The following is a 26,858-nucleotide window of genomic DNA, read 5'->3' as shown; positions in this document are numbered from 1 at the left end:
ATCTCCACCCCACGGCCCCTCACGGCCCCCACCCCGGGCCGGGCACCACCCACGGAGACCCCGATGCGTCAGCACACCCCTGCCCCCGGCCGTTCCCCCGGCCGCATCGCCATCGTCGGCATGGGCTGCCGGCTCCCCGGTGACACCGGCTCACCCGCCGCCCTGTGGCACCTGCTCGCCGATGGACGCGACGCGGTCGGCGAACCGCCCGCCGAGCGCGCCGCGCTCTGGGCGGCTGACTCCGCCGCGTCCGCACCGCCCGCTTCCGCACCCCCGGTCCGCGGTGGATATCTGCGCGATGTGTCCGGTTTCGACGCCGACTTCTTCGGCGTCTCCGGACGCGAGGCCGATGTCCTCGACCCCCAGCACCGGCTGCTCCTGGAAGTGGCATGGGAGGCCCTGGAACACGCCGGAATGCCACCCGACCGGCTCGGCTCCACCGCCACCGGCGTCTTCGCCGGGCTCAGCTACAACGACTACATGAACCGGCTCGACCGGCACCCCCGCGAGCTGGAGGGCTCCGCCCTGGCCAACGGCCACTGCGTCGCCACCGGCCGGATCTCCTACCTCCTCGGCCTCCACGGCCCCTCGGTCTCCCTGGACACCGCGTGCTCGTCCTCCCTGGTCGCCGTCCACCTGGCCGTCCAGGCGCTGGACGCGGGGGAGTGCGACCTCGCCCTGGCCGGCGGGGTCACGCTGATGTTCGAGCCGCGGATCACCCGCTCGTTCGACCGGATGGGCATGCTCTCGCACACCGGCCACTGCCACGCCTTCGACGCCGCCGCCGACGGCTTCGTCCGCGGCGAGGGCTGCGGCATCGTCGTCCTCAAACGCCTCACCGACGCCGTGCGCGACGGGGACCGGGTCCTGGCCGTGCTGCGCGGCTCCGCGGTCAACCAGGACGGCCACTCCGACGGGCTCGCCGCGCCCTCGGCCGCCGCCCAGCGCGCCCTGTACGAGACGGCACTCGACCGCGCCGGGGTGGACCCCGGCGACGTCGGCATGGTCGAGGCCCACGGCACCGGCACCCCCGTCGGCGACCCGGTCGAATTCACCAGCCTCGCCCAGGTCTACGGCACCGGCCGCGACCGCTGCGCCCTGGCCTCGGTCAAGACCAACCTGGGCCATCTGGAGCCCGCCGCCGGTGTCACCGGGCTGATCAAGGCCGTGCTGTGCCTGGGCCGTGGCCACATCCCGCCCAATCTCCACTTCACCCGGTGGAACCCCGCCATCTCCGCCGAGGGAACGCGCCTCTTCATCCCCCGCGAGCTCACCCCCTGGCCGGTGCGCACCGGCCCCCGGCTGGCCGCGGTGTCCTCCTTCGGCTTCTCCGGGACCAACGCCCATGTGGTCCTGGAACAACCACCTGCACCCGTCCCCCGCGCCGCCCCGCCACGGCCCCGGCCCGCCGCCCGCGCCGTACCCCAGGTGTTCCTCATCCCCGCGGGCTCCCCGGCGGTGCTGCCCGGCGCCGCCCGCAGGATCGCGGACTGGCTGGAGGGCGACGGCGCGGACACCCCGCTGCCCGACATCGCCCACACCCTGGCGCTGCGCCATGCCGCCGGACGCGGGCGGCTCGGCGTCACCACCGCCTCGCGCGCCGAACTCGTGAGCGCCCTGCGGGCGTTCGCCGACGGCCGGGCCCACCCCGCCGTCGTCACCGGCGCCGTGGGCGCCGCGGTCTCCCGCCGGCCGATCTGGGTGTTCTCCGGACAGGGCTCCCAGTGGCCCGGCATGGGGCGGCAGCTGCTGGCGACCGAACCGGCCTTCGCCGAAGCGCTCGCCGAGGCCGACGCCCCCATCGCCGCAGAGTCGGGATTCTCGGTGCTCGACATCGTCCGCCGCGGTGCTCCGGTGACCGGCTGCGAACGGGTGCAGCCCGTGCTGTTCGCCCTCCAGACCGCGCTCGCCGCCACCTGGCGCGCCCACGGAGTGGAGCCCGCCGGGGTCATCGGCCACTCCATGGGCGAGGTCGCCGCCGCCGTGGTGGCCGGGGCGCTCTCCCTCGCCGACGGGGCCAAGGTGATCTGCCGCCGCTCCGCGCTGCTCACCCGCGTCGCCGGAGACGGCGCCATGGCCACGGTCGGCCTCGGCGCCGACGAGGTACGGGCCGAACTCGACAGCGACAGCGGCGGCGGCGCCGAAGCCGTCACCGTGGCCGTCATGGCCGCACCCGGCTCCACCGTGGTGGCCGGGGACACCGCACAGGTCGAACGGCTCGTCGCCGGATGGCAGGCCCGCTCCGTCCCCGCCGCGCTGATCGCCGTGGACGTCGCCTCCCACTCGCCCCAGGTGGACCCGCTCCTGGCCGATCTGCGCACCGCCCTCGCCGACCTCGAACCCCGCCGCCCTGAGGTGCCCTTCTACACCACCGTCCTGGACGATCCGCACACCACGCCCGCCTTCGACGCCGATTACTGGTGCGCCAATCTGCGCCACCCGGTCCGGTTCTCCGCGGCCGTCGCCGCCGCGGCGGCCGACCGCCACCTGGTGTACGTCGAGATCTCGCCCCACCCGGTCATCACCCACCCCGTCCTGGCCGGTCTCGCCGGACTGGTGGAGGACCCCGTCGTCCTGCCCACCCTCCGCCGCGAGGAGGACGAGCCGACCACCTTCCGGACCCAGCTGGCCGCGCTGCACTGCGCGGGCGTCCCCGTCGACTGGTCCGTGCTGTACACGGACGGCGCGCTCGCCGACGTACCGCCCATCACCTTCGACCGCACCCGCCACTGGGCCGACGCCCCGCCCCCCGCAGCCACCGGCGCGGCCCCGGCCGGTACGCTGCCCGGCGCCCACCTCGAAGTACCCGGCGAACCCGTCCGCCACTCCTGGCGCGCCCGCACCGGCACCGCGGCCCTGCCCTGGCTCGACGACCACCGGGTGCACGGCGCCCCCGTACTGCCCGGCGCGGCCTCCTACGCCCTCGCGCTCACCGCCGCCTGCGAGGTGTTCGGCGCCGGGCCCGAGGAGGTCGAGGTCACCGATCTGCGCCTCCGTGAACTGCTGCGGCTCGCCGACCACACCGACCTGTCCACCACGGTGACCGTCGCCGCCGCCGACCGCGCCGAATGCGAGATCCACGGACGCGACGAGGACGGCGCCTGGGTGCGGCAGGCCACCGCGGTGCTCCGCAGACTCGCCGTACCACCACGGTCCCGCGCCGCCTCCGTCCGTACCCTCGCCCTGCGCCATCCCGCGCCCATCGAGACCGAGGCGCTGTACGCCAACCTGCGGGCCCGGGGCGTGACACACGGAGCGGCGTTCCAGGGCCTCACCGAGGTCTCCGCCTCGCGCCACGGCAACAGCTTCTGGGCCCGGGTAGCGATCCCCGAGGCCGCCCGCGAGCCCGGACACGGGCTGCGTGTCCACCCCGTCCTGGTCGACCTGTGCGCCCAACTCCTCATCGCCGGACTGCTCGACGAGGGCGACCGGCGGCTGCTGCTGCCCGCGCGGATGCGTTGCGTACGTGTCCTCGGCGACCCCCAGAGCGCCGTCTACTGCCACGCCCGGCTCGCCGAGACCACCCCCGGAGCCACCGTCGGCCATGTCCGCCTGCTCGACGCGGACGGCCGACCGGTCCTGGCCATTGACGGGCTGCGCATCGTCCACCGGGCCGCGGAGCGCGCGACCGAGGTCGACCAGTGGTTCCTGGAGGTCGGCTGGCGGCGCGCCGCCCGGCCCCCGGCCACCCGGGCCCCGGCCACCCGGGCCCCGGCCACCCGGGCCCCGGCCACCCGGGCCCCGGCCACCCGGGCCCCGGCCACCCGGGCCCCGGCCACCCGGGCCCCGGCCACCCGGGCCCCCGGGCGGTGGCTGGTCGTCGGAGAGGCGGACGGCACCGCCCGCCCGGTGGCCGCCGCCCTGCGCGCCGCCGGAGCCACCGCCCGGGTGTGGGACGTGCCCCTGGCCGACCAGCGGCTCGACGCCTTCCGGGACGCCCTCGCCAACCAGCTCACCCGGCCCGGGGAACAACCACGCGCCGTAGTACTCGTATCCGGCCCGCGCCCCGCCGGGGGCAGTGGTTCGCATCCCGCCGGGGGTGGTGGCCCGCGCCCCGCCGGGGGTGGTGGCGCTTACCCCGCTGGGGGTGGTGGTTCGCATTCTGCGGAGGGTGGTGGCTCGCGCCCCGCTGGGGGTGGTGGTTCGCAGCTCGCTGGGGGTGGTGGCTCGCACCCTGCCGGGGGCGACGGTTCGCGCCCTGCCGGGGGTGGTGGCGCTTGCCCCGCTGGGGGTGGTGGTTCGCATTCTGCGGAGGGTGGTGGCCAGTATCGTGCCGGGGGTGGTGGTTCGCGTCCGGTAGAGGGCGGCGGCCCGCACCCTGCGGAGGGTGGTGGCCAGCATCGTGCTGGGGGTGGTGGCGCTTGCCCCGCTGGGGGTGGTGGTTCGCATCCTGCGGAGGGTGGTGGCCAGCATCGTGCCGGGGGTGGTGGCTCGCGCCCTGCCGGGGGTGGTGGTTCGCAGCTCGCTGGGGGTGGTGGCTCGCACCCTGCCGGGGGCGACGGTTCGCGCCCCGCCGGGGGTGGTGCTCACCCTGCCGAGGGTTGTCCGCAGTCCGCCGAGGACGGTTTGCGCCGCACGTGTCGGCTGCTTGCCGTCGCCCAGGTGCTTACCGCCCGCTTCCCCGAGCCGCCCCGTCTGTACGCCGCCACCTCGGGTGCCCACGCCGTGACCCCCGGCGACCTCGCCGACCCCGGTCAGAGCGCGCTCCGCGGACTGCTTCGGGTGCTCGCCTTGGAACACCCCGAGCTGCGGGCCGCCTCGGTGGACACCGACCCGGCCGCCCCGGACCAGCTCGCGGACACCCTCGCCGCCGAACTCCTCGCCGACGGCCCCGAGGACGAGATTGCGCTGCGCGACGGGGCCCGCTACGCCGCCGAACTGGACCACGCGCCGCTCACCGACACCGAGCGCACCACCGCCGCTGCCCGCACCGTGCGCTGCGGCACCGACGGCTTCCGGCTGCGCGCCGGCCGCCTCGGCGACCTGGGCAGCCTGGAGCTCACCACCACCCCGCGCCGCCCGCCAGGGCCCGGTGAGGTCGAACTGCGGGTGCTCGCCGCGGGCCTGAACTTCCGTGACGTCCTCACCGCCATGGGGCTGCTCCCCGGCGACGGCGACGAGGACGTCCGCTACCGGCTCGGCTTCGAATGCGCGGCCGAGGTGAGCGCGGTGGGACCCGGCGTTGACCACCTCCGCGCCGGTGACCGGGTGGTGGCCGCCGATGTGCACGGCGGCGCCTTCGGCTCGTTCACCGTCGTCCCGGTCGACCGCACCGCGCCCCTCCCCGACGGCCTCGACCCGCACACCGCCGCCGGGCTGCCGATCGCGTTCCTCACCGCCTGGTACGCGCTGCGCCACATCGGCCGGGTGACCGCGGGGGAGCGGGTGCTGATCCACTCCGCCACCGGCGGCACCGGGCTGGCCGCCATCGCGGTCGCCCGGCTGCTGGGCGCCGAGGTGCTGGCCACGGCGGGCAGCGAGGAGAAGCGGCGCTTCCTGCGGGGCACGGGCATCGCCCGGGTGATGGACTCCCGGTCGCTGGACTTCCGCGACGAGATCATGGCGTCCACCGGGGGCGAGGGCGTCGACGTGGTGCTCAACTCCCTTTCCGGGGCCGCCATCCGGGCCGGTCTCGAGTGTCTGCGCCCCTTCGGACGCTTCGTCGAACTCGGCGTCCGCGACATCCTCTCCGACGCCCCGCTCGGCCTCTCCCCGCTGCGCCACAACATCACCTTCGCCACCGTGGACCTCAGGGAGCTCCAGCTGGACCGCCCGCGGGAGTACGCGGCGATGCTGCGCGACGTGCTCACCGCGATCGGCGATGGCCGTCTCAAGCCACTGCGCTGCACCACCTATCCGCTCGCGGAAGTCACCGACGCGTTCCGGCAGATGGCCGGGGCCCGCCACATCGGCAAACTGGTGCTGACCATCCCGCAGGACGGCCAGCTCGACGCGGTGCTGCCCGACGGACCGCGCACGGTGCGCGACGGCGGGACGTACATCGTCACCGGTGGTCTGCGCGGCCTCGGACTCGCCACCGCCCGCTGGCTGGCCCGGCGGGGCGCGGGCCACCTCGTGCTCAACGGACGGACCGCACCGGTCGGCGACGCGGCGCGGACACTCGCCGAGCTCTCCGCCACCGGAACCAGGATCACCGTCGTCACCGGCGACATCGCCCGCCCGGGCACGGCAGAGCGGCTGGTGGCCGCCGCCACCGCCGACGCGGGGGCGTCCCTGCACGGCGTCGTCCACTCCGCGATGGTTCTCGACGACGCGGCCGTGGCCAACGTCCGCGAGGACCAGCTGCGCCGCGTATGGGCGCCGAAGGCCACCGGGGCGTGGCAGCTGCACCGGGCCACCGAGGGGCACCGGCTCGACTGGTTCGCGGTGTACTCCTCGATGGCCTCCCTGCTCGGCAACGCGGGACAGGGCGCCTACGCGGCAGCCAACGCCTGGCTGGACGGCTTCGCCGCCTGGCGCTCGGCGCGCGGCCTGCCCACCCTCGCGGTCAACTGGGGGCCGTGGGGCGAGACCGGAGTGGCCACCGGCTTCGCCGACCGCGGCTACCAGACGATCCCCACGGACGAGGGACTGCGCGCGCTCGGCACCCTGCTGGCCCATCGGCGGGTACGGACCGGGGTGATCCCCGGCGAACCCGCCACCTGGATCCCCGCCACCGGCCGCCGGTCCCCGCTGTTCGCCCCGCTGCTCCCCGGCGATGACACCCCGGCGGCCACCCGCGAGGACACCGATGACATCCGCGCCAGGCTGGCCGCCCTCCCCGCCGGTCCGGCCCGCCGCACCGCGCTGGAGTCCTACCTCACCGAGCACATCCGGGCCGTGCTGCGGCTCAGCAGCACCACCCTCGATCCGCGGACCCCGCTTACGTCACTGGGCTTCGACTCGCTGCTCGCCATGGAGCTGCGGGTGCGGCTGGAGGCGGGGCTGAGCGTCAAACTCGCGGGCAACTTCGTCTGGCGCCATCCGACCGTGGAGGCCCTGGCCGCCGCGCTCGCCCAGCAACTGCGACTCGACCCGGCCGACCGGCCGGAGGAGCGGCTGGGCGCCCCGGGCTGACGGGGCCGCGCGAGGGCCGCGACGCCACCGGCGGGTGGCTACGGACGGGCGTCAGGGCTCTCCGGGGAATCCTGGGCCGGGTGGTCCCAGGCGCTCACGCCCAGCTTGCCGGTGGTGCCCAGGTCGATATGGTCGGGCACGGTCTGCGCCCCTCCGCCGCTGTCGTTGCCCCCGGCGTTGTCCTCGCCGTTCGGCACGATCCGCAGATAGCGGCCGTCGGCGGCGGGGCGCGTCACATCGGTCACCAGATTCCGCCATGCCAGCCGCGCCACCGACCGTTCACCGGGCTTCAGCCGCACCGGCCCGGTGGCCGTCTCGAAGCCGTCGAGGGTGGCGATGGCCGAGGCCCCGTGGCTGACCGTGACCTCCAGTGGCTCCAGGTCCTCGTCCAGCACCTGGACGGACGGATGGCCGTTCACCGTGTAGGCGCGCGTGCCGCAGTTCACCAGCTCGATCCGCTGCACCCGCAGCCCCATCGCCGCGTCGGCCTCGGCGGCCCGCAGCAGCACCCCCGAGTCGGGGCAGGCCGCGGGGGCGGTGGGCACGGTGGTGTGCGGCGAGGCGGTGGGGGCCGCCGGGCGGGACGTGTCCTCGTCGGGCACCGCGGCCACTCCCGACGGGGACCGCGCACCGCACGCGCAGAGCAGTCCGGCCGCCCCGAGCCAGCCGAGCAGCCGTCTTCGGCGGTGCCGGGCGGCACTGCGGAAGAGGGGCGCCCGGGGTGTGGTGATCGCATCCGTGTCCATGCGGCTCATCCTGCCCGAACGCCGGGCGGGACGAGCCGCGTTGGCCCGAAGGCCCCGGTCACAGCGCCACAACGTCCGCCGTGGCCACCGGCCTTCCACTGATGAAAGACTGATTGGCGGCGAGCCCGGTGACCAGCGCGAGCGCCCCGTCCTGCTCGGTGGCCCGCTGGCGGGAGGCGTCCGAGGCGTCCATGGCCGCCACTTCGGTGGCCGCCGCCGGAGCCACCGGGCCGTCCGCCGGACCTGCCGATCCGTCCGCCGGAGCCACCGGGCCGTAGAGCACATCGAGCATCCGCTCGTCCCCGCCGCCGTGTCCCGCGTGGTCGAACGCCGGCAACTCCACCTCACGCGGCGGCTCCCACAGCGGTCGCAGCACCAGCCGCGGACCGCCCGCGTTGGCCAGGGCCCGGTCGCCGTGGACGGTGCCGCGGCCGGAGGCGGTGGCCAGCAGCGGCGGCTGCCACGCGCTCTCCTCGACCTCCAGCTCCAGTCGCCCCCGGGTGCCGTTGAACATCACCCGGTAGCCCTCCCAGGGGGAGTAGGCGGTCAGGTGGTACGTCAGGGTGGCGCCGGTGTCGTAGCGGACCAGCAGCGCCATGTCGTCCTCGATGGTGATGCCGTCGCCGAACACATTGCGGTCGCGGTGGTAGCCGTCCTCGCCCTCGGCGTCCAGGTACAGCGAGCGCATCGCATCGTTCTCGGCGAGGTCGAGCGCGAACGGGTCGTCCCGCGCGGCGGCGGCGCCGTGCGCCCGCTCGTAGTCGCGCCGGTAGCCGTTGCGCTCGCCCGCCGCACGGCCGTAGAAGCCGAGCCGCCCGTAGCCGAACACCTCCTCCGGCCGGGCCCCCAGCCACCAGTTGACCAGGTCGAAGTGGTGGCTGGACTTGTGCACCATCAGCCCGCCGCTGCGCTCCTTCTCGCGGTGCCAGCGGCGGAAGTAGTCGGCGCCGTGCCGGGTGTCCAGCAGCCACTCGAAGTGCACCGAAACCACCGCGCCGATGGCGCCGCCGGAAAGCTGCCGGTGGACCTCCTCGTGCACCGGGTTGAAGCGGTAGTTGAAGGCGACCGCCAGCTGGTTGCCGGTCTCCCGGACCGTCTCCAGGATGCGGCGGCACTTGGCCGCGTCGGTCGTCATCGGCTTCTCGGTGACCACCCGGCAGCCGGCCCGCAGCGCGGGCACGATGTACGCGTCGTGCAGCGCGTCCACACAGGTCACCACCACCTCCTGGATGTCGTCCGCGCGCAGTCGCCGCTCGAACTCCGCCGGGTTCCAGGCGGCGGCCTCCGGCTCGCCCGCCTCCTCCAGCAGCCGCTGGTGGTGGGCGATGCGCACGGGGTTGGGGTCGCACAGCGCGGCGACCCTCAGCCCCGGGCGGCGGGCCAGCGCCTCGGTGAACATCTGAGCCCGGGAGCCGGTGCCCACCACCACGGCCCGGGACGGGGTGCTGCCGACGGTCATGCGTCCTCCAGCGGAAGCAAACGATTCAATCCGAAGTCGATCAACGCCTGCGCAGGATAGGACGATCGGCCGCCCGCCACCACGGACAGGTCGCCCGCCACCACGGACAGCCGCACACGGGAGTGCACCGGTGGCCCCTGTGCAAGGATGAAACATGTGGACATGACCTCCAGGGTCCCGGAGGACGACGGGCCATGACCGATATCCAGGAGTCGCTGCGCGAGATGATGGCGTGCGAGGGCGCACTCGCCGCCTCGCTCGTCGACTACCTGAGCCGGATCACCCTGGGCGCCGTCCAGACCCCGCAGGGGCCGGACCTGGAGAAGGTGGCCTACGGGGACACGGATGTGCTGCGGGCCAAGCTGTCCACCCTGGAATTGCTCGGCTACAGCCCGGAACGGCTCGAGGACATCGTCGTTACGCTGGACGCCGAGTACCACGTGATCCGCCCGCTCAGCCGACGCGCCAGCCAGGGGGTCTTCCTCTATCTGGTGGCCGACCGGGCGCGGGCGGATTTGAACACCGTGCGGGCCGCGATGCGCGATGTGGCCCTCCGACTCGATGTGTGAGCGGTGTGTGGGCGGGGAGCCACGTACCGTGCCGAGGTGTATCACGTTTCGGGACGGGCAGGGATCGTCCGTCCCGAGGCTTCCCGGTCGGTCGGGAATAAATGGTAGGAAGGGGGCGTGGTCGGAGTTTTCGGTCGATCAAGGCTTGCCCCACACACCCCCTCCCGGACGCGGTTCCGCTCGCTCCTGAGCTTGCGCAGCTTGAGCGCGCGCAGCATCGCCGGGCAGGTTTTCGCTGTCCAAGTCGTGCTCGTGTGCCTGCTCATCGTGGCGGCCACGACGGCGCTCATCCTCCAGGCCCGTATCGACAGCGAGCAGGAGGCCCTTAACCGCGCCACCGCCGTCGCCCAGACGTTCGCCACCTCCCCGGGCACCGCGTCCGCGATGAAGGCCGAGAATCCGACCGCCGTGCTCCAGCCGCGGGCCGAGGCGACCCGTCGCCGGGCGCATCTGGACTTCGTGGTCGTGGCGAACACCCACGGCATCCGCTACACCCACCCCAAGCCGCAGTACATCGGCAAGACGGTGGTGGCCGACTGGCGGCCGGTGGTGAAGGGCAAGATCGTCACCGAGTCCGTTCAGGGTCCCCTCGGCCGGGAGGTCCAGGCCACCGTCCCGATCCCCAAGGGCGACGGCACCGTGGTCGGCGTGGTGTGCGCCGGGATGACCGCCGCCGATGTGAGCGGCCGGGTCGAGCGCCAGCTGCCGCTGGTCTTCGGCTCCGCCGCCGGTGCGCTCGCGCTCGCCACCGGCGGGACCGCGCTGGTCGGCGGGCGGCTGCGGCGGCAGACGCGGGGGCTCGGGCCCGCCCAGATGACCCGCATGTACGAGCACCACGACGCCGTGCTGCACTCCGTGAAGGAGGGCGTGCTCATCGTCGACAGCCACGGCCGTCTGGTCCTCGCCAACGACGAGGCGGGCCGGCTGCTCGACCTGCCCCCGGACGCTGAGGGCCGCCCCGTCACCGAGCTCGGCATCGAGCCGCGCACCGCCGAGTTGCTCGCCTCGGGCCGGGTCGCCACCGACGAGGTGCACCTGGCCGGGGAGCGGCTGCTGGCCGTCAACCAGCGCTCCACCCGATGGGACGGCGGGATGTCCGGAAGCGTCGCCACGCTCCGCGACTCCACCGAACTGCGCGCGCTGTCCGGCAAGGCCGAAGTGGCGGAGCGGCGGCTGCGGCTGCTCTACGAGGCCGGCTCGAGGGTCGGCACCACCCTCGATGTGGTGCGGACCGCCGAGGAGCTGACCCGCTTCGCCGTCCCGTGGTTCGCCGACTTCGCCACCGTTGACCTGGTGGACCCCGTGCTGCGCGGCGACGAGCCCGTGGGCAGCGCCATGCGCCGCACCGCCACCTGTGGCATCCGTTCCGACCATCCGCTGTGGCGGGTCGGCAAGATGATCACCTATAGCGGCGCCGCGCCCCAGGCACGGGGCTTCGGCGCCGGTCGCGCGGTGCTCGAGGCGGATCTGCGGACGTACGAGGGGTGGCAGGAGCAGGACCTCGACCAGGCGGCCAAGATCGTCACGTATGGCATCCACTCGATGATCACCATCCCGCTGCGGGCGCGGGACGTCACCATGGGCGTCGCCACCTTCTGGCGCTCGGAGAAGGCCGAGCCGTTCGACGAGGACGACGTGGCGCTCACCGAGGAGCTGGTCGCGCGCGCCGCGGTCGCCATCGACAACGCCCGCCGCTACACCCGCGAACACGCGATGGCGGCCACTCTGCAGCGCAGTCTGCTGCCCCAGGGCCTGCCCGAACAGGACGCCATGGAGGTGGCCCACCGCTATCTGCCCGCCCGGGCCGGGGCCGGCGGCGACTGGTTCGACGTCATCCCCCTGCCCGGCGCCCGGGTCGCGCTCGTCGTCGGCGATGTCGTCGGCCACGGACTGCACGCCGCCGCCACCATGGGCCGGCTGCGCACCGCCGTGCACAACTTCTCCGCGCTCGACCTGCCGCCCGATGAACTCCTGGCCCATCTCGACGAGTTGGTCAGCCGGTTCGACCAGGACCAGGCCGCCGCGGGCACCGACGCCCCGGGGATCAGCGGCGCCAGCTGTCTGTACGCCATCTACGACCCGGTCTCCGGCCGCTGCACGATGGCGGGCGCCGGCCACCCGGGCCCGGCGGTGGTCCTCCCCGACTCCACCGTCACCTTCCCCGAGGTCCCCCTCGGCCCGCCGCTGGGCCTGGGCGGCGAGCCCATCGAGACCGCCGAACTGGAGCTGCCCGCAGGCAGCCGACTGGCGCTGTTCACCGACGGGCTGATCCGGGACCGCGGCCGGGACTTCGACGAAGGGCTCGGCGTGCTGCGCACCACCCTCGCCGGACTGCCCGAGCGCACTCCGGAGCAGACCTGCCAGGCCGTCTTCGACACCATGGCGTCCTCCCACCCCATCGATGACATCGCCCTCCTCGTGGCCCGCACCCATCTGCTGGACCCCGGGCACGTCGCCGAATGGGAGCTGCCCTCCGACCCCGCCGCGGTGGCCCGCATCCGCAACGAGGCCGCCGGGCAGCTGAGCGCATGGGGGCTGGAGGAGGTCGGCTTCACCACCGAACTCATCCTCAGCGAGCTGATGACCAACGCCATCCGCTACGGATCCAGCCCCAGCCGCGTCCGCTTGCTGCGCGCCCGCACCCTCATCTGCGAGGTGGCGGACGGCTCCAGCACCTCTCCGCATCTGCGCCGCGCCGCCACCACCGACGAAGGCGGCCGGGGGCTCTTCCTCGTGGCCCAGTACGCCCAGCGCTGGGGCACCCGCTACACCCCCAATGGCAAGATCATCTGGGCCGAGCAGCCGCTGACCGCCCCGGTGTCACCGCTGGGCGAGGTCACGGACGACGCCCTCCTCGACCAGTGGGCGGACATCTCGGGCTGACCCGGTCGGCGCGGTAGCCCCGTCAGACGGCGCTCTTGAGCGCGCGGGCGCGGGGCGTCAGCCGAGCGTGCGATGGGCGCCGGGGGTGTGGCCGAAGGCCCGGCGGAAGACATCGATGAAGGCGCTGCTCGACGCCCAGCCGCAGCGATGGGCCACGGCCGTGACCGGGACGCCCTCGGCCAGCAGCCGCAGGGCGTGGTGCAGCCGCAGTTGGGTGCGCCACTGCGGGAAGGTCATCCCCAGCTCCGCCCCGCACAGCCGGGTCAGGGTGCGCTCGCCGACCCCGGCCGCGGCGCCGAGCTGCCGCAGGGTCCGGTTGTCCGCAGGGTCGTCGTGGAGGAGGGCGCACACCGCCGCCAGGCGCGGGTCCTCGGCGGCGGGCACATGCACCGGCTGCTCGGGGCAGCGGCGGAGCTGATCGAGCAGTACGGCCCGCAGCCGACGGCGTTCGGCGCCCAGGTCCGCCGGGTGCGCGGTGTACTCGATGATCAGCTCGCGCAGCAGCGGGCCGACGCCGAGGACCGCGGGCTGCTCCAGCCGCAGCGGGTTGTCCGCCACCGCCAGCCCCACCAGATGGAGCTCGGTGGCGCCGTACGCGCGGTGCTCATGGACGGTCCCGGCGGGAATCCAGAGCGCACGGTTGGCGGGTGCGATCCAGCTGCCCGCGTCGGTGGTGACCGCCAGCACTCCCCGCCCGGCGTAGACGATCTGGTGCTCGTCATGCCGGTGCGCGTCGATACCGCCACCGGCGGGCAGTGGCCGCTGGCCCGTCGTCGCCTGGGGATCGTGGCGGATCCTCTCCATCGCAACCATCGCCACTTCATCAACCTCAGGGTGTCGGCCGCCGCAGCCCGCGAAGGCGTCCGCGATGGTGTGGCCCTGAACTGACAGATCTCGTCCGATTGGATCTTCAGCGTATGTATCCGGACAGAATCTGTCCATGTGACCGTGCGTCGGTCCGCCGTACGACCGGCTCCGATGACAGGTCCGTACCGCACACTGGGGTGTCATGGAGCTGCAGATCACCGCCACCTCGCCCGAGCACCCGGCGTCCCTGCTCGATCTGCCGTGGAACGTCCCGCTGGCGGAGTGGCCGGAGGAGCACCTGGTCGCCCTCCCCCGGGGCATCTCCCGCCATGTCGTCCGCTTCGCGCAGGCGGGCGGCGAGATCGTGGCCGTCAAGGAGGTCGGCGAGTGGGCGGCGGTGCGGGAGTACGGGCTGCTGCGCGACCTGGACCGGCTCGCGGTGCCCGCGGTGGACGCGCTCGCGGTGGTGACCGGACGCACCGACGCGCACGGCGAGCCGCTGGAACCGGCGCTGATCACCCGCCATCTGGTGGGGTCGCAGCCGTACCGGTCGATGTTCCAGACGACCATGCGGCCCAGCACCATCAGACGGCTGCTCGACGCGCTCGCCGTACTGCTGGTGCGATTGCACCTGGCCGGGTTCGCCTGGGGCGACTGCTCGCTGTCCAACACCCTCTTCCGGCGCGACGCGGGCGCGTACGCCGCCTATCTGGTGGACGCCGAGACCGGGCAGATCCAGCCGAAACTCACCAGCGGACAGCGGGAGTACGACCTCGAGGTGGCGCGCGTGAACATCGCGGGCGAGCTGATGGACCTGGAGGCCAGCGGCTCCCTGCACCCCTCGGTCGACCCGGTGCTCTTCGGGCAGGACATCGTGGAGCGCTACTGCGATCTGTGGCATGAGCTGACGCGTCAGTCGGTCTATCCGCTCGACCAGCGCCACGCCATCGACCAGCGCGTCCGCCGCCTGAACGACCTCGGGTTCGACGTGGCGGAGATGCAGATCGAGCGCTCGCCCGACGGTGACGCCGTCAGCTTCGTGCCCAAGGTCGTGGACGCGGGCCACCACCAGCGGCAGTTGCTACGGCTGACCGGGCTCGACGCGGAGGAGAACCAGGCCCGCAGCCTGCTGAACGACCTGGAGACCTGGATGGCCACCCAGGATGACCACGCGCCGGGCGATCCGCTCGGCGCCCGCCCGGAGGTGCTTGCCCACCGGTGGGTCCGCGATGTCTTCCGGCCCACGGTACGGACCGTGCCGAAAGAGCTGCGCGGTGCGGCCGACACCGCGCAGCTCTACTACGAACTGCTGGAGCACCGCTGGCTGTTGTCCGAGCGGGCGGGCCGGGACGTGGGCCTGGACACCACCGTCGAGGACTACATACGGACCATCCTGACCCATCAGCCCCACAGCTGAACGCCCCGCGGGCGGGCGGCAGTTCAGGACTTCGCGGTCAGCACGTCCCGGATCGACGCGATCACGCGCGGCGCCTGGTCGTTGAGGTAGAAGTGGCCGCCGGAGTAGACCTGGAGGTCAAAGCCACCGGTGGTGTGCTCGCCCCAGGCGCGGGCCTCCTCCACGGTCGCCTTGGGGTCGTTGTCCCCCACATGCGCGTGGATGGGCGTCGCCAGCCGCAGGCCGGGGGCGTAGCGATAGGTCTCGGCCGCCTTGTAGTCGCTGCGGATCGCGGGCAGCACCATCCGTAGGATCTCGTCGTCGCCGAGGAGCGAGGTGTCGGTGCCGCTCAGGCCCTTCACCTCGGCGATCAGCCCGTCGTCGTCGCGGAGGTGGACGGTCTCGTCGCGGTGGCAGGACGGGGCGCGCCGTCCCGAGGCGAACAGCGCCACCGGCTGTACGCCCTTCTGCTCCAGGCGCAGGGCGACCTCGAAGCTCAGCGTGGCGCCCATGCTGTGGCCGAAAAGCGCTACCGGCTTATCCGTATACGGCAGCAATTCGGGCACCAGCGCATCGGCCAGTTCGGCGATGTTGTCGATGCACTTCTCATTGCGCCGGTCCTGGCGCCCCGGATACTGCACGGCGAGCACATCGACCGTGGGCGAGAGGGCCTTGGAGACGGGGAAGTAGTAGGAGGCGGACCCGCCGGCGTGGGGCAGGCAGACGAGTCGCGTCGCCGCGGTCGGCGCGGGGTGGAACTGCCTGATCCACAGGCTTGTGCCGGTGGGGTGTGCGGTCACGTGATGTCCTTTCGTGCCGCTCGCTCTGCGGCGGCTGTCGGGTGGCTGTCACGCGCGTGCCTCGGATCGCGCGCGGACCAGTAGACCACCCTGCCGGTCCCGTCCGATCTGCGGCCACCCCTATTTAGGCCGGGAGTCCCCTAGTGTTTCCCTCGTGTCGGTCATGTGCGGGAAGCGGTGAGTCCGCCCCGTTCGGCCGTCCGCAGCGCCAGGGCCGCCAGCGCCTCGGGAGCCCCGGCCTGACCGCGGATTCCCGGGAAGGCGTTGATGTCCACGATCAGCGGTGCGCCGCCACCCGCGTCGATCAGATCCACACCATAGACGTTCAGCGAGAACACCGCACCGACCCGGAGCACCGGATCCAGCCAGCCCGGTGGCAGCGCGTCCAGGGCCAGCGGCAGGTTCGGACCGCGGCCACCGGCCGCCAGCTCCGACCGGCGCAGCGCGGCGAACACCCGGCCCGCGACCACCCACAGCTTGTGGTCCCAGCCGTCGTTCGGGACGAAGTCCTGCACCACCACGGGCTCATCCGCCCAGTCCGCGGTCAGGGCCCGCAGCCGCGCGGCGCCGTCCACGCGGGCCACCAGGTCCTGACGGCGGCTGTGGCGGCTCTTGACCACGACGGGACGACGCGGCGGCTCAGCCGCCAGCGCGGCGAGCGAGGCCACGGTGCGGGTGGGGGCGAACGGCAGCCCGGCGCGGAGCGCCCGCTCGGCCATCGCCGTACGGTCCTGGCACCGCGCGGTGGCGGCGGCGGAGTTCACCACCGGGGCGCCACGCCGCTCCAGGGACCGGGCGAGCGCCAGCGCGGGAGGTGTCCGGGCCTTCAGCAGGTACACGTCGGCGAGTGCGCCCGCGACGGCCGGGCCCCGCGTCCCCGCCCCGTCGTGGCCGCCCGGGCCGAGTGCCACCACCTCATGGCGGGGGGCCAGCAGAGCCGTGGTGTCGGCGAGGAGCTGATGGCCGGGGTCGGTGGTGATCAGGCCGATCCTCATCGGCCGCCGCTCACCGTGGCGCTGGCCGGGACCGGCCCGGCCCCACGCACCGGCGGCTCGGCTCCGGTGAGGGCGCGGACGAGCGCGGCCCCGGACCGGCCGCCGCCCCCGCGCGCCAACTCCAGGACCGCGCGCCCCACCCGGGCCGCCGCGTCCGGCACCTCCTTGAAGCTGGGGAAGTCGTTCACATCGACGATCACCGGCCCGTCCGGGCCCAGCAGCACATCCACCCCGTACAGATCGAGGCCGTAGACCGCGCCGACCTCGGCGGCGATGGCCGCCACTTCGGCGGGCAGCGGTACCCGACGCCCGCGCGCGCCCGCGTCGGGGCCGAGCGGCGACCCCCGCTCGGTGGCGTACAACTCCCCGCCCACGCAGTACACCTTGAGGTCGACGCCCGAATTCGGCACATACGGCTGGGCGATGAGCATGCCCTCCGCCGCCAGCTCGGCGCGCAGCGCCCTCAGCCGGTCCGGGGTCGGCACCAGCCGCACGGCCCGCCCCGAGCTGCCGTCCGCGGGCTTGACCACCAGCGGGAACTCGGCCTCCGCGATCTCCTCCAGCGCCTCGGGCCGGGCCGCCGCGTAGGTGGGCGGCATCGGCAGCCCACGGCTGCGCCCGATGGCGGCCGCCAGGGCCTTGTCCCGTACGCCGCGGATGGAGCGGGCGTCGTTGACGGTGGTCAGCCCGACCGCCGCCGCGGCCTCCAGCAGCGTGAGCCCGGGGCCTCCGGACACCGTCTTGAGCACCCAGGCGTCATGGCTGCCGGCCCGCACCGCGTCGGACATCAGCATCAGGGAACGGCCCGGCCTGACCACATCCACCTGGTGGCCCCAGTCGGAGAGCTGACGGATCACCTCGCGCGGCATCCCGTCGTGGCGATAGCGCTCCTCCACCAGAAAGCAGAGTCTCATCGGCCTTCTTCCTCGTCACCGGACAGGTCCCCGGGCCGCTGCCGAGAGTGTCCGGCGCGCCATGGCTCCTCAGGATGTCATCCGCCGTTCTCTTGCGATCTCCTGGGCCAACCCACGGGCGTCAGTGGCCCGTTGACCGGCCCCCGATGAGGCCTGTTTATCGGGCTAAGTTTGCTTTACTCTGCTGAACATGACACTGACGCGTAGGGAGCGGGAAATACTCGCGCTGCTGCGGCGGGACCCGCTGGCCGGCGCCCAGTCCATCGCCGACGCACTCGGGACCACCCGGGCCGCGGTCAATGTGCACCTCTCCAACCTGGGCAAGAAGGGCGCCATCCTGGGGCGCGGCTACATCCTGCGCCAGGAGCACGCGGTGGTGGTCATCGGCGGGGCCAATGTGGACATCAAGGTGCGCAGCCTCGCCCCCGTGACCTACCGCACCAGCAACCCGGGGCGGTCCCACACCAGCCCCGGCGGCGTCGGCCGCAACATCGCCGAGAACCTCGCCCGGCTCGGCACCCCCACCCATCTCATCGCCGCCGTGGGGCAGGACGCGGCGGGGGAGCGGCTGCTGAGCGAGACCCAGGCCGCCGGGGTGCGCATCGAGCACATTCACCGCGGCCCCCATCCCACCGGTACCTATACGGCGGTGCTGGACGCCGACGGCGATCTGGTCGTGGCCATCGCCGACATGGCCGCCACCGACGCGCTGGCCCCCGAGCACCTCCACACCGCGCGCGAACTCATCGGCAACGCCGGTCTGCTGGTGCTGGACGGCAACCTCTCCACGCGAGTGCTCTCCTACGTCCTGGACATCGCCTCCGCCACCGGCGTCCAGACGCTGATCGACCCGGTGAGCGTCCCCAAGGCGACGCTGCTGGCCCCGCTGTTCGCCGCCGGGCGGCCGGTCTTCGCCGTCACGCCGAACGTGGCGGAGCTGGGCGCCCTCACCGACCGGGACCTCGAAGGGGCCGAGGACGCGGACGACCCGCGGCTGCTCCGGGCCGTGGCCGTCCTCCATGAGCGCGGGGTGCGGCATGTGTGGGTGCGGCTCGGTGCGCGCGGCTCCCTGCTGAGCACCCTCGACGAGGGCCGGGTGCCGCTGGAGGCGCCACCAGCCGAAGTGCGGGACGTCACCGGGGCCGGTGACGCGATGCTCGGCGCGTTCGCCCACGCCCTGCTCGGCGGCGCCGACCCGGTGGACGCCGCCCGCTACGGCCACGCCGCCGCCGCGCTGACCGTGGCCACCCCCGCCACCGTACGACCCGACCTGACCCCGCGTCTGATCGAGGACGCGCTCGACGCCCCGCTGCGGAGGACCCCATGACCACCCCCCATCCCCGGCTTACCCTCACCGAGGAGGTCGCGGAGGCGCTGCTCGACGGCCGTCCCGTGGTCGCGCTGGAGTCCACGATCATCAGTCACGGCATGCCGTATCCGCAGAACGTGGAGATGGCCACCGAGGTCGAGGAGATCATCCGCGCCGAGGGCGCGGTCCCCGCCACCATCGCCGTCCTCCACGGCAGGCCGCGCGCCGGTCTGGACCGGGCCGATCTGGAACTGCTCGCCACCAGCCCCGAGGTGGGCAAGGTCAGCGTGCGCGACCTCGCCCATGTCATCGCGCGCGGCGGCCACGGCGCGACCACCGTGGCGTCCACCATGCGGCTCGCCGCGCTCGCCGGGATCCGCGTCTTCGTCACCGGTGGCATCGGCGGAGTGCACCGGGGAGCGGAGCGGTCCTTCGACATCAGCGCCGACCTCACCGAGCTCGCCACCACCCCGGTGGCCGTCATCAGCGCCGGGGTCAAGAGCATCCTCGACATCGGGCTGACCCTGGAGAAGCTGGAGACCCTGGGCGTTCCGGTGCTCACCTACGGCACCGATGACTTCCCCGCCTTCTACTCCCGGGTGAGCGGCTTCCGCTCCCCGCTGCGCGTCGACTCACCCGAGGAGATCGCCGCCACCATGCGCGCCCAGTGGGAGCTGGGCATGACGGCGGGGCTGAGCATCGCCAACCCGGTCCCCGAGGCCGAGGAGATCCCGGCCGAGCGGATCGACGGCATCATCGGGCGGGCCCTCGCCGAGATGGCGGAGGCGGGCATCGGCGGCAAGGACGCGACCCCGTATCTGCTGGGCCGGATCGTGGAGTTGACCGAGGGCGAGAGCCTGCGGACCAATATCGCCCTGGTCAAGAACAACGCACGGCTCGGGGCGCGGATCGCGATTCACTACGCGGCCGGGGCATAACGCGCCCGCGCCGGGGCCCGGTGGCCGATCGCCGCCGCGGGGGCCTTGTCGGTGGGGTGTTCTACGGTCTGGCCATGACCACCTCCGATGATGTCCGTGCCATCGCCCTGTCGCTGCCGGAGACCACAGAGAAGATCGCCTGGTCGATGCCCACGTTCAGGGTCGCCGGGAAGATGTTCGCCACCTTGCCCGAGGACGAGACCTCGATGGCCGTCAGATGTCCCAAGGTGGAGCGGGAGGAGCTGGTGCTGGCGGAGCCGGAGAAGTTCTGGGTCGCGGGCCATGAGGCGGGTTCGGCCTGGGTGCGGGTGCGGCTCGCCGCGCTGGACGACCTCGATGAGTTGCGGGACATCCTGCTCGACTCCTGGCGGCAGGCCGCACCGGCCTCCTTGCTCGAATGAACACACCACACGGCCGGTCGCTTCTCGAAATGTGGCGCTATGGGTGTTCGAGTGGATAACCGACACGGGTGAAAGTACGGACTTTTCCCGGTAATCGGAGTGCCGTCTTCCGCAGTGCGGGGTTCCCTGGAAGGGGATCAGCGAGGGAGGCCGCATGGTGTACGGCGGCAGGACGAACCGCCCCGCGGTGTGCGGCGGCCCGTGCGTGGCTGCCGTCCTCCTGCTGCTGGCGGCCACGCTGCTGCACACCGTGCTGGCCCTGGGGGTCGTCCGCGCCTCACCGCCCACCGGGCCGGAGCGGTGCGTGACCGGGAAGGCCGGTGCGGCCGGGGTGCCGGACCGGGCCCCGGCCCCCTCCGCGCCCGGTGACGCGGGGGCTCCCGTCCCGGCCCCGCCCCTCTCCGCGTCGGCCCCCGTGGGCGCTCCCGCTCCCGTCACCCCCCTACCGCTGGCGCCGGAGACCGAGGACGAGCGCTCCACCTCCTCGGCGTCGGCCGCCTTCTCCGCCTCCGCACGGGACGGTGCCGGGCATCCGGACCGGCACGCCGGGCGGGTGGCCCGTGGCGCCTCGTTCGGCGGCCATCGCTCCCTCTCGACGTCCGTCGGCCCCCTCGCCCTCATCGCGGTCCGCGGTCGCCCCGCCCAGCCGGCGCCGGGCGCAGCCGCGTTCGGCACCGGGGACGGCGTCCCGGCCGGTCGGCTCTCCTCGCGGTCCGTCGTTCTGCGCTGCTGACCGGCCCCGGGCCGTCCGCCATCCCGCTTCCGCGTGCATCGCGGCTCCCGGATGCGGTCCGGCCTGCCCGCCAGCCGTAGGACGTCCGAGACCGCAGGAGTATCCGCATGCCCATCGATGTCTATGCCGCCATGCGCGCCATGCTGCGCGCGGAAGCCACCAGGCGCCCCGTCACCCCGCAGGCCAGCACCGCCACCGATCCGTCGCCGCCCGCGGTGGATCCGGCCGCTCCCGCCCGGGTGGACGCCACCGTTCGGAACACATCGGCCGAGGGGCCGGTACCGGCCCCAACCGCCGTACCGGCTCCCTCCGGCGTACCGGCTCCCTCCGGCGTACCGGCTCCACCGTCCGCCGCACCGCGCCCCGTCCGCCGGACCCGCCCGTCCCGGTACCTCTCGCGCTGCCGTGCCGCGCTGCGCGCCGTGCGCCACGCCGTGTCGTCCTGCTTCGCCGGGCGCGCGTCACGACAGGGCCGCTGACACACAGCCGTTGATGGTTACTGAAGGAAGGTGACACACGGCCGTGGACCGGCCGCCGGGGGAAGGGAGCCGGAAGTGCGGGCGCCGGGAGGTCACACCGGCCCGTCGTTCCGTCCGCCCTACGGCGAATCCCCGCTCGAGAGCAACCGCTCGCGCTGCGCCACGGCCCAGGCGTAGCCGGGATTCAGCGCCACCGCGCGCTCCAGGTCCGCCAGCGCCTCCGCATGTCTGCCCAGGGCCTCGTTGGCCATCGCGCGGCTCCCCAGGGCCCAGGCGTAGCCCGGGTCGAGGGCCAGCGCCCGGTCGTACACCGCGATGGCCTCCTCGTAGCGGCCCGCGAAGCGGTGGACATCGCCGCGTTCGCCGAGCGTTCCCGGGACGCCGGGCTCCAGGGACTCCACCCGGTCCAGGTCCGCCAGCGCGCCCGCGCTGTCCCCGAGGGTGCTGCGCACCCGGGCCCGCCGGAGCAGTGCCCAGGCGTAGTCGCCGTTCAGCTCGATGGCCCGGTCCAGGTCCGCCAGGGCCTCCTGGATCCGGCCGAGCGCCATCCTGGTCTGGCCGCGGCTGCCCAGGGCCACATGGTCCGCCGGATCGGCCTCGATCACCGGGTCGAGCCGGGCCAGCGCCTCCTCGTACCGGCCCGCCCGGCGGCAGGTCTCCCCGCGCTCCCGCTGCACCCAGGTCGAACCCGGCTCCAGCGCGTCGACGCGGTCCAGCGCGTCCATCGCCGCGGTGAATTCCCCGGTCGCCCGGTGGACCACGGCACGCCCGAAGTGCGCCCGCACATTCCCGGGGTCCAGCTCGACCGCCCGCTGGAAGTCCCCCAGCGCCCCGTCGAACTCCTCGACCGAACGGCGGTGCCAGCCCCGTACGACGAGGGCCGCGACCCGGGCGGCGGGGTCAAGGCCGCCCCGGGCCAGCAGCAGCCCCATCGCCTCGATACCACGCCGCCGTTCGTCCCCCAGCGCGTCCACCAGGTGCAGCCCCCAGGCGCGCACCACGTCAGAGTCGGCGTCCTCGCCCGCCTCGACCAGGGTGGTCGCCCAGCGCCTGGCCACCGCTGGGCCCGCGTCACAGGCGTCGATCCCGTCCCGCAGGGCACCGGGCAGCGCCGCCGAAGGCCATGCGCACAGCAGGTGGTACCACTCCTCCAGGCGTGGTCCGTTCCAGCTGTCCAGCCGCCACCCGTCGTGCGGGTCGAGCCCTCCGGCGGCCGCCTCCCGCCATCCGGCGAAGGTCTCCGCCAGCCGGGTGTGCGCCGCGCCCCACCGCTGCGGGGAGGTGGTCCGCTGCAGCCGCAGCATGGGGGCGCGCACCACATCGTGGTAGCGGGCGGCGCCGTCGCGGTCGCCGATGAACGGCAGCGACCGCAGCCAGCCGAACAGCCCGGCCCCCTCGTCGGCCACCACCGCCTTGAAGACGTCCTCGTTCAGCCGCCGGGGCAGCGCGCCCGCCAGCGCGGCGGAGCGGCGCACCGGATCGCGCTCCCACTTCAGGAACCGGTCGACGGCGGTGGCGCTGGGGTCCAGGTCGCCGCCCGTCCCGGGGTTCTCGGCGAGGGTGGACACCAGCACCGGCAGCCGGCCGGAGAGCCGCAGCACCTCCCGCACCACCGGCTCATCGGTGATCCCCTTGGCGGTCAACAGCTGCCGGGCCTCCGCCTCGGTGAACGGCTCAAGCGGCAGCTCCGCCACCACATCGGCCAGATCGCCCCAGCAGCCGGGGTCCAGCCGGGTCTGCCCGGCCAGCACCAGTACGGTGTTGGCGGGGAGGGTGCCGAGGCGTTCGCTGGTCAGCAGGGTGCGCAGCCAGGGGTCGAGCAGCGGGCCGAGGCGTTCGTACGTGTCGAAGAGCAGCACCAGCCACGGCACCGTGGCGGCGGCCTCCGATAACTCCCTGAGCAGCAGCGGGGACAGCGTCTCCACCGGGTCCAGCACCAGCTGGACGTCCTTGTGGTCGCGGAACCGCGAGCTGAGCGCCGCCCGCAGCCGGTCGGTGCCCTCGGCCAGCGGCACCGGATCGACGGCGCCCGCCAGCGCGCCGACCCCCGGTACCAGGCCGAGTCCCGCGAGCCCCGCCCGCGCGGTGACCATACCGCCGGTGCTTGGACCCTGCCGCTCGCCCACCGCCGGTACCGACTCCGCCTCGTGGCGGCGCTGCCGATAGCTGGCGAGCCGCCGGTCAAAGGCCGTCAACTCCCGTCCCTGGCGGGCGAATTGCTCACTGATCGCCGCCATCGCCTCGGGGACGGAACGTGCCGTCTCATCGACACGGGCGGTCAGCGCGCCGTACTCCTGGCGGGCGGTACGCTCCAGCAGGAGCGTCAGCCAGGTCTTGCCCACGCCCGCGTGGCCGTGCACATGGAAGACGAAGCGATGCCGCGCGTCCTCCGGCGGCAGCCCGAAATTGTCCCGGAACGCGTCCAGTTCCCGGCGTCGGCCCACGAATCCGGCGTTCCTGCGCCGCTGGATCAGCTCCTGCATCGACAGCCGTTCCCGCCCCATCGGCCCCTCCTCCCCTCGGAATCCAGTCTGCCAGGACGCTCGGCGGACGGGCTTGTGGCGCCCGGAGCCGGGGGCGGCCCCGTTCGGGCCCTCCGCATTGACGGCTGCCCGGGGCGCGGCGGAGACTGACGGTCCGCGCGCAGTGAACCGAAGTTCATTCTGCGAACACGCCCTTGGGCGAGGGACCGCAAAGGACATCCGATATGACCCTCCACCGCGATCTGCTGATCGATGGCAAGGACACCCCGGCCGTCTCGGGACGCACCGCAGAGGACCTTAATCCCTACACCGGAGAGGTGTTCGCCACCGTCGCGGCAGCCGGGGCCGAGGACGTGGCGCGTGCGGTGGCCGCCGCCGACGACGCCTTCCCGGCCTGGGCGGAGCTGTCCCCGTTCGAACGCCGTGCGATCTTCCTGACCGCGGCGGACCTGCTGGAGTCGCGCGCCGAACGGGCCGTCGAGATCATGACGCAGGAGACCGGGGGCACCGCGCTCTGGGCGCGCTTCAATGCGGGCCAGGCCGCGCACATCCTCCGCGAGGCCGCCGCCGCGATCACCGCCCCGCGCGGTGAGGTGCTCAGCGCCCAGGAGGCTGGGGCGCTCGGTCTCGCCGTCCGCGAACCAGCCGGTGTAGTCGCCGCCTTCGCCCCCTGGAACGCGCCGGTCATCCTCGGTGTCCGGTCCGTCGCGGCACCGCTCGCGGCGGGCAATACGGTGGTGTTGAAGCCGAGCGAGGACGCCCCGTTCGCCTGCGGGCTCTTCGTCGCCGATGTGCTGCGCGACGCGGGGCTGCCCGACGGGGTGCTCAATGTGGTCACCAACGCCCGTGCGGACGCCGCCGAGGTGGCCGAGGCGCTTATCGCCGACCCCCGCGTACGGATCGTCAGCTTCACCGGCTCCACCGGAGTCGGCAGGACCGTCGGCTCACTCGCCGCACGGCACCTCAAACCGGCCGTGCTGGAGCTGGGCGGCAAGAACGCCATCATCGTCCTGGACGACGCCGATGTGGACCACGCGGTGAACGCCGCCACCTTCGGAGCGTTCATGAACTCCGGTCAGATCTGCATGTCGGGCGACCGGATACTCGTCCACGAAAGCCTCGCCGAGGAGTTCAGCGCGAAGTTCTCCGCCAGGGTGGCCGCCCTGCCGTGCGGCGACCCCGCCGCACCGGCCACCGTGGTCGGCCCGCTGATCGGGGCCGACGCGGCGCGCCGGGTGGCGGCCCTGGTGAAGGACGCGGTGGACAAGGGGGCCACGGTGCTGACCGGCGGTGGTGAACCGGACGGCGCCGTCCACCCGGCGACGGTGCTGACCGGTGTCACCCCGGACATGGACATCCACCACGCCGAGGCGTTCGGGCCCGTCTGCGTGGTGGACACCTTCGCCGACGACGACCGTGCCGTGACCCTGGCCAATGCCACAGAGCACGGGCTGAGCTGCGGCATCATCACCGAGAACGGGACCCATGGGCTCAAGGTCGCCCGCCGTATCCGGACCGGCATCGTGCACATCAACGACCAGTCGGTGGCGGACGAGCCCCAGGCCCCGTTCGGTGGCATCAAGCACTCGGGGTACGGGCGGTTCGGCGGACGCTGGGGCATCGAGGCGTTCAGCGACACCCGGTGGATCACCCTGGCCACCCAGCACGCCCCCTATCCGTTCTGACGGCCGCTCGCCCGCACCCCCCTCCCGGGGCCGTCAGCCGGTCCCGGGACACCTCAGCCGACCCCGGGGATGAGGGACACGGCCCCGGGGCGGCGCGCCGCCAGCCGCAGCACCCTGACCGTGGAGCGCACCACCTGCTCCTTGGTGCGCGCGGCCGCGCCACCGCGCAGCACCGTCTCGCGCGGGGAGTCGTCCGCCCGCACCAGCTGGATCAGTCCGTCCCTGCGGCCCAGGCTGATGCACTGGGCCGTGTAGCGGAAGCGCAATGGCTCCGGCTCCCGCCCCCGCGTCTCGGCGATGAGGGAGGAGGCGGCGTGCGAACCGGAGGAGAACGCGGTGGCGCACGCCATGCGCAGGGCCCCGGCGGCCGGAGTGGTCATGGCCGCCGCGTCGCCCACCGCGTAGATCTCCGGATGGGACACCGAGCGCAGGGTGGCGTCGACGCGCACGCGGCCACCCGGGTCGAGGGCGATCCCGGCGGCCTCGGCCAGTGCGGTGTTCGCGGTCATCGCGGTGGCCCAGACCACCGCGTCGGTGTCGATGTCCTCCGGGCGCGCCACCCGGCGGCCCTCCTCGATCCGTACACCGAGCCCGGTGAGCGTCGTACGGACATGGGCGCGGCCCTTCGCCGAGAGCCCCGCGCCGATCTCCCCGTCCGTGATCAGCCGGACCTGCCAGGCGTCCTGGGACTCGGCGATCTCGGCCGCGAGCTCGATACCGGTGAGTCCCCCGCCGACCACGGTCAGCTCACCCGGGCCGTCCAGCAGCCGCTTGTGCAGCTCGGCCGCCGTCTCCGGGGTGTAGGCGCGCTCGCCGGGGTCGGCGGTGCGGCTGCCGAGCGCGTACACCAGCCGGTCGTACGGAAGCACGCGGCCGTCGTCGGTGGTGATCCGCCGGGCGGCCGGATCGATACCGGTGGCGCGGGCGGCCAGGTGGACGATCCCGGCCCGCCGGGTCAGCGCGTCGAGCGGATGCGTGATGTCGGGCCGTCCGACGGCCCGCTCGTGCAGCCGTACCCGCTCGGTGAAGGCGGGGCTCGGATCGACCAGGGTGACGCGGGTGTGCGGGGCCAGCCGCAGGGCGGCCATCAGCCCCGCATAGCCCGCGCCGAGTACCAGGACCTGCTGCTTCTCCATGTGGCGGCCTCCTTGCCGGTCGGTGTTCACCAGGAGGACGACACGGCG

18 protein-coding genes are annotated in these 26,858 nt (G+C 73.8%); 10 read left to right on the top strand and 8 right to left on the bottom strand.

The window, feature by feature from the left end; genetic code table 11:
* Nucleotides 1-63: 63 nt before the first annotated feature.
* Nucleotides 64-7,077 (top strand): type I polyketide synthase, encoded by a 7,014-nt coding sequence (locus VT50_RS40675; RefSeq protein WP_240529357.1) that lies wholly within the window; start codon nucleotides 64-66, stop codon nucleotides 7,075-7,077.
* Between the two features lie 38 nt (nucleotides 7,078-7,115).
* Here the strand turns inward: VT50_RS40675 and VT50_RS29195 are convergent, their stop codons facing one another.
* Together VT50_RS29195 and VT50_RS29190 are read right to left on the bottom strand one after the other, a co-directional pair.
* Nucleotides 7,116-7,823 (bottom strand): DUF4232 domain-containing protein, encoded by a 708-nt coding sequence (locus tag VT50_RS29195; protein WP_053048641.1) that lies wholly within the window; start codon nucleotides 7,821-7,823, stop codon nucleotides 7,116-7,118.
* A 58-nt stretch (nucleotides 7,824-7,881) separates the two neighbouring features.
* Nucleotides 7,882-9,282, bottom strand: a complete 1,401-nt coding sequence (locus tag VT50_RS29190) for a Gfo/Idh/MocA family protein (protein WP_046087356.1) — start codon at nucleotides 9,280-9,282, stop codon at nucleotides 7,882-7,884.
* A gap of 194 nt (nucleotides 9,283-9,476) precedes the next feature.
* Between VT50_RS29190 and VT50_RS29185 the strand changes: the two genes are divergently transcribed.
* Together VT50_RS29185 and VT50_RS29180 are read left to right on the top strand one after the other, a co-directional pair.
* Nucleotides 9,477-9,851, top strand: coding sequence for a hypothetical protein (locus VT50_RS29185; RefSeq protein WP_046087357.1), 375 nt, complete (start codon nucleotides 9,477-9,479; stop codon nucleotides 9,849-9,851).
* Between the two features lie 192 nt (nucleotides 9,852-10,043).
* Nucleotides 10,044-12,734, top strand: coding sequence for a SpoIIE family protein phosphatase (locus VT50_RS29180; RefSeq protein WP_046087358.1), 2,691 nt, complete (start codon nucleotides 10,044-10,046; stop codon nucleotides 12,732-12,734).
* Between the two features lie 57 nt (nucleotides 12,735-12,791).
* On the opposite strand, the gene VT50_RS29175 is transcribed toward VT50_RS29180, so the two are convergent.
* Nucleotides 12,792-13,538, bottom strand: a complete 747-nt coding sequence (locus VT50_RS29175) for an AraC family transcriptional regulator (protein WP_046087359.1) — start codon at nucleotides 13,536-13,538, stop codon at nucleotides 12,792-12,794.
* A 205-nt stretch (nucleotides 13,539-13,743) separates the two neighbouring features.
* On the opposite strand from VT50_RS29175, the gene VT50_RS29170 reads away from it, so the two are divergent.
* Nucleotides 13,744-14,958, top strand: a complete 1,215-nt coding sequence (locus VT50_RS29170) for a DUF4032 domain-containing protein (protein WP_046087360.1) — start codon at nucleotides 13,744-13,746, stop codon at nucleotides 14,956-14,958.
* 23 nt (nucleotides 14,959-14,981) lie between these two features.
* Here VT50_RS29170 and VT50_RS29165 read toward each other — a convergent pair whose 3' ends face one another.
* The 3 genes from VT50_RS29165 to VT50_RS29155 form a co-directional block, all read right to left on the bottom strand.
* Nucleotides 14,982-15,737, bottom strand: coding sequence for a thioesterase II family protein (locus tag VT50_RS29165; protein WP_046087361.1), 756 nt, complete (start codon nucleotides 15,735-15,737; stop codon nucleotides 14,982-14,984).
* Nucleotides 15,738-15,898: 161 nt separating this feature from the next.
* Nucleotides 15,899-16,732: an ATP-grasp domain-containing protein gene (locus VT50_RS29160; RefSeq protein WP_046087362.1), complete on the bottom strand. Its 834-nt coding sequence runs from the start codon at nucleotides 16,730-16,732 to the stop codon at nucleotides 15,899-15,901.
* Complete coding sequence (locus VT50_RS29155; RefSeq protein ID WP_046087363.1) at nucleotides 16,729-17,646, bottom strand: ATP-grasp domain-containing protein; 918 nt, start codon at nucleotides 17,644-17,646, stop codon at nucleotides 16,729-16,731. The genes VT50_RS29160 and VT50_RS29155 overlap by 4 nt, the downstream gene beginning before the upstream one ends.
* 190 nt (nucleotides 17,647-17,836) lie before the next feature.
* Between VT50_RS29155 and VT50_RS29150 the strand changes: the two genes are divergently transcribed.
* The 5 genes from VT50_RS29150 (at nucleotide 17,837) to VT50_RS29130 (ending at nucleotide 21,506) form a co-directional block, all read left to right on the top strand.
* Nucleotides 17,837-18,973: a PfkB family carbohydrate kinase gene (locus VT50_RS29150; protein WP_046087364.1), complete on the top strand. Its 1,137-nt coding sequence runs from the start codon at nucleotides 17,837-17,839 to the stop codon at nucleotides 18,971-18,973.
* The gene (locus VT50_RS29145) at nucleotides 18,970-19,893 is read left to right on the top strand and encodes a pseudouridine-5'-phosphate glycosidase (protein ID WP_046087365.1); all 924 of its coding nucleotides are present in this window, start codon (nucleotides 18,970-18,972) and stop codon (nucleotides 19,891-19,893) included. The genes VT50_RS29150 and VT50_RS29145 overlap by 4 nt, the downstream gene beginning before the upstream one ends.
* Nucleotides 19,894-19,967: 74 nt before the next feature.
* Nucleotides 19,968-20,294 carry an MmcQ/YjbR family DNA-binding protein gene (locus VT50_RS29140; RefSeq protein ID WP_046087381.1) on the top strand — a complete coding sequence of 109 codons (327 nt, stop codon included), beginning with the start codon at nucleotides 19,968-19,970 and terminating at the stop codon, nucleotides 20,292-20,294.
* Nucleotides 20,295-20,448: 154 nt separating this feature from the next.
* Nucleotides 20,449-21,027: a hypothetical protein gene (locus tag VT50_RS29135; protein WP_046087366.1), complete on the top strand. Its 579-nt coding sequence runs from the start codon at nucleotides 20,449-20,451 to the stop codon at nucleotides 21,025-21,027.
* 107 nt (nucleotides 21,028-21,134) lie between these two features.
* A complete protein-coding gene (locus VT50_RS29130) occupies nucleotides 21,135-21,506 on the top strand; it encodes a hypothetical protein (RefSeq protein WP_046087367.1) in 372 nt (123 codons plus the stop codon).
* 119 nt (nucleotides 21,507-21,625) lie between these two features.
* Here VT50_RS29130 and VT50_RS29125 read toward each other — a convergent pair whose 3' ends face one another.
* Nucleotides 21,626-24,010 (bottom strand): tetratricopeptide repeat protein, encoded by a 2,385-nt coding sequence (locus VT50_RS29125; RefSeq protein ID WP_046087368.1) that lies wholly within the window; start codon nucleotides 24,008-24,010, stop codon nucleotides 21,626-21,628.
* A gap of 203 nt (nucleotides 24,011-24,213) precedes the next feature.
* Between VT50_RS29125 and VT50_RS29120 the strand changes: the two genes are divergently transcribed.
* Nucleotides 24,214-25,674 (top strand): aldehyde dehydrogenase family protein, encoded by a 1,461-nt coding sequence (locus VT50_RS29120; protein ID WP_046087369.1) that lies wholly within the window; start codon nucleotides 24,214-24,216, stop codon nucleotides 25,672-25,674.
* Between the two features lie 53 nt (nucleotides 25,675-25,727).
* Here VT50_RS29120 and VT50_RS29115 read toward each other — a convergent pair whose 3' ends face one another.
* Nucleotides 25,728-26,810 (bottom strand): NAD(P)/FAD-dependent oxidoreductase, encoded by a 1,083-nt coding sequence (locus VT50_RS29115; RefSeq protein ID WP_046087370.1) that lies wholly within the window; start codon nucleotides 26,808-26,810, stop codon nucleotides 25,728-25,730.
* Between the last annotated feature and the right edge of the window lie 48 nt (nucleotides 26,811-26,858).

This window comes from Streptomyces antioxidans (genome assembly GCF_000968685.2).
In the GTDB taxonomy this organism is placed as follows: Bacteria; Actinomycetota; Actinomycetes; order Streptomycetales; family Streptomycetaceae; genus Streptomyces; species Streptomyces antioxidans.
Note: the sequence above shows the minus strand (reverse complement) of the source record. Positions and strands in the feature narration are given on the sequence as shown.

Coding starts and splice junctions, on each gene's coding strand:
- VT50_RS29175 (WP_046087359.1), bottom strand. CDS start 13,538: ATGGAGAGGATCCGCCACGATCCCCAGGCGACGACGGGCCAGCGGCCA.
- VT50_RS29150 (WP_046087364.1), top strand. CDS start 17,837: ATGACACTGACGCGTAGGGAGCGGGAAATACTCGCGCTGCTGCGGCGG.
- VT50_RS29115 (WP_046087370.1), bottom strand. CDS start 26,810: ATGGAGAAGCAGCAGGTCCTGGTACTCGGCGCGGGCTATGCGGGGCTG.
- VT50_RS29120 (WP_046087369.1), top strand. CDS start 24,214: ATGACCCTCCACCGCGATCTGCTGATCGATGGCAAGGACACCCCGGCC.
- VT50_RS29190 (WP_046087356.1), bottom strand. CDS start 9,282: ATGACCGTCGGCAGCACCCCGTCCCGGGCCGTGGTGGTGGGCACCGGC.
- VT50_RS29160 (WP_046087362.1), bottom strand. CDS start 16,732: ATGAGGATCGGCCTGATCACCACCGACCCCGGCCATCAGCTCCTCGCC.
- VT50_RS29130 (WP_046087367.1), top strand. CDS start 21,135: ATGCCCATCGATGTCTATGCCGCCATGCGCGCCATGCTGCGCGCGGAA.
- VT50_RS29140 (WP_046087381.1), top strand. CDS start 19,968: ATGACCACCTCCGATGATGTCCGTGCCATCGCCCTGTCGCTGCCGGAG.
- VT50_RS40675 (WP_240529357.1), top strand. CDS start 64: ATGCGTCAGCACACCCCTGCCCCCGGCCGTTCCCCCGGCCGCATCGCC.
- VT50_RS29145 (WP_046087365.1), top strand. CDS start 18,970: ATGACCACCCCCCATCCCCGGCTTACCCTCACCGAGGAGGTCGCGGAG.
- VT50_RS29185 (WP_046087357.1), top strand. CDS start 9,477: ATGACCGATATCCAGGAGTCGCTGCGCGAGATGATGGCGTGCGAGGGC.
- VT50_RS29125 (WP_046087368.1), bottom strand. CDS start 24,010: ATGGGGCGGGAACGGCTGTCGATGCAGGAGCTGATCCAGCGGCGCAGG.
- VT50_RS29195 (WP_053048641.1), bottom strand. CDS start 7,823: ATGGACACGGATGCGATCACCACACCCCGGGCGCCCCTCTTCCGCAGT.
- VT50_RS29135 (WP_046087366.1), top strand. CDS start 20,449: ATGGTGTACGGCGGCAGGACGAACCGCCCCGCGGTGTGCGGCGGCCCG.
- VT50_RS29155 (WP_046087363.1), bottom strand. CDS start 17,646: ATGAGACTCTGCTTTCTGGTGGAGGAGCGCTATCGCCACGACGGGATG.
- VT50_RS29170 (WP_046087360.1), top strand. CDS start 13,744: ATGGAGCTGCAGATCACCGCCACCTCGCCCGAGCACCCGGCGTCCCTG.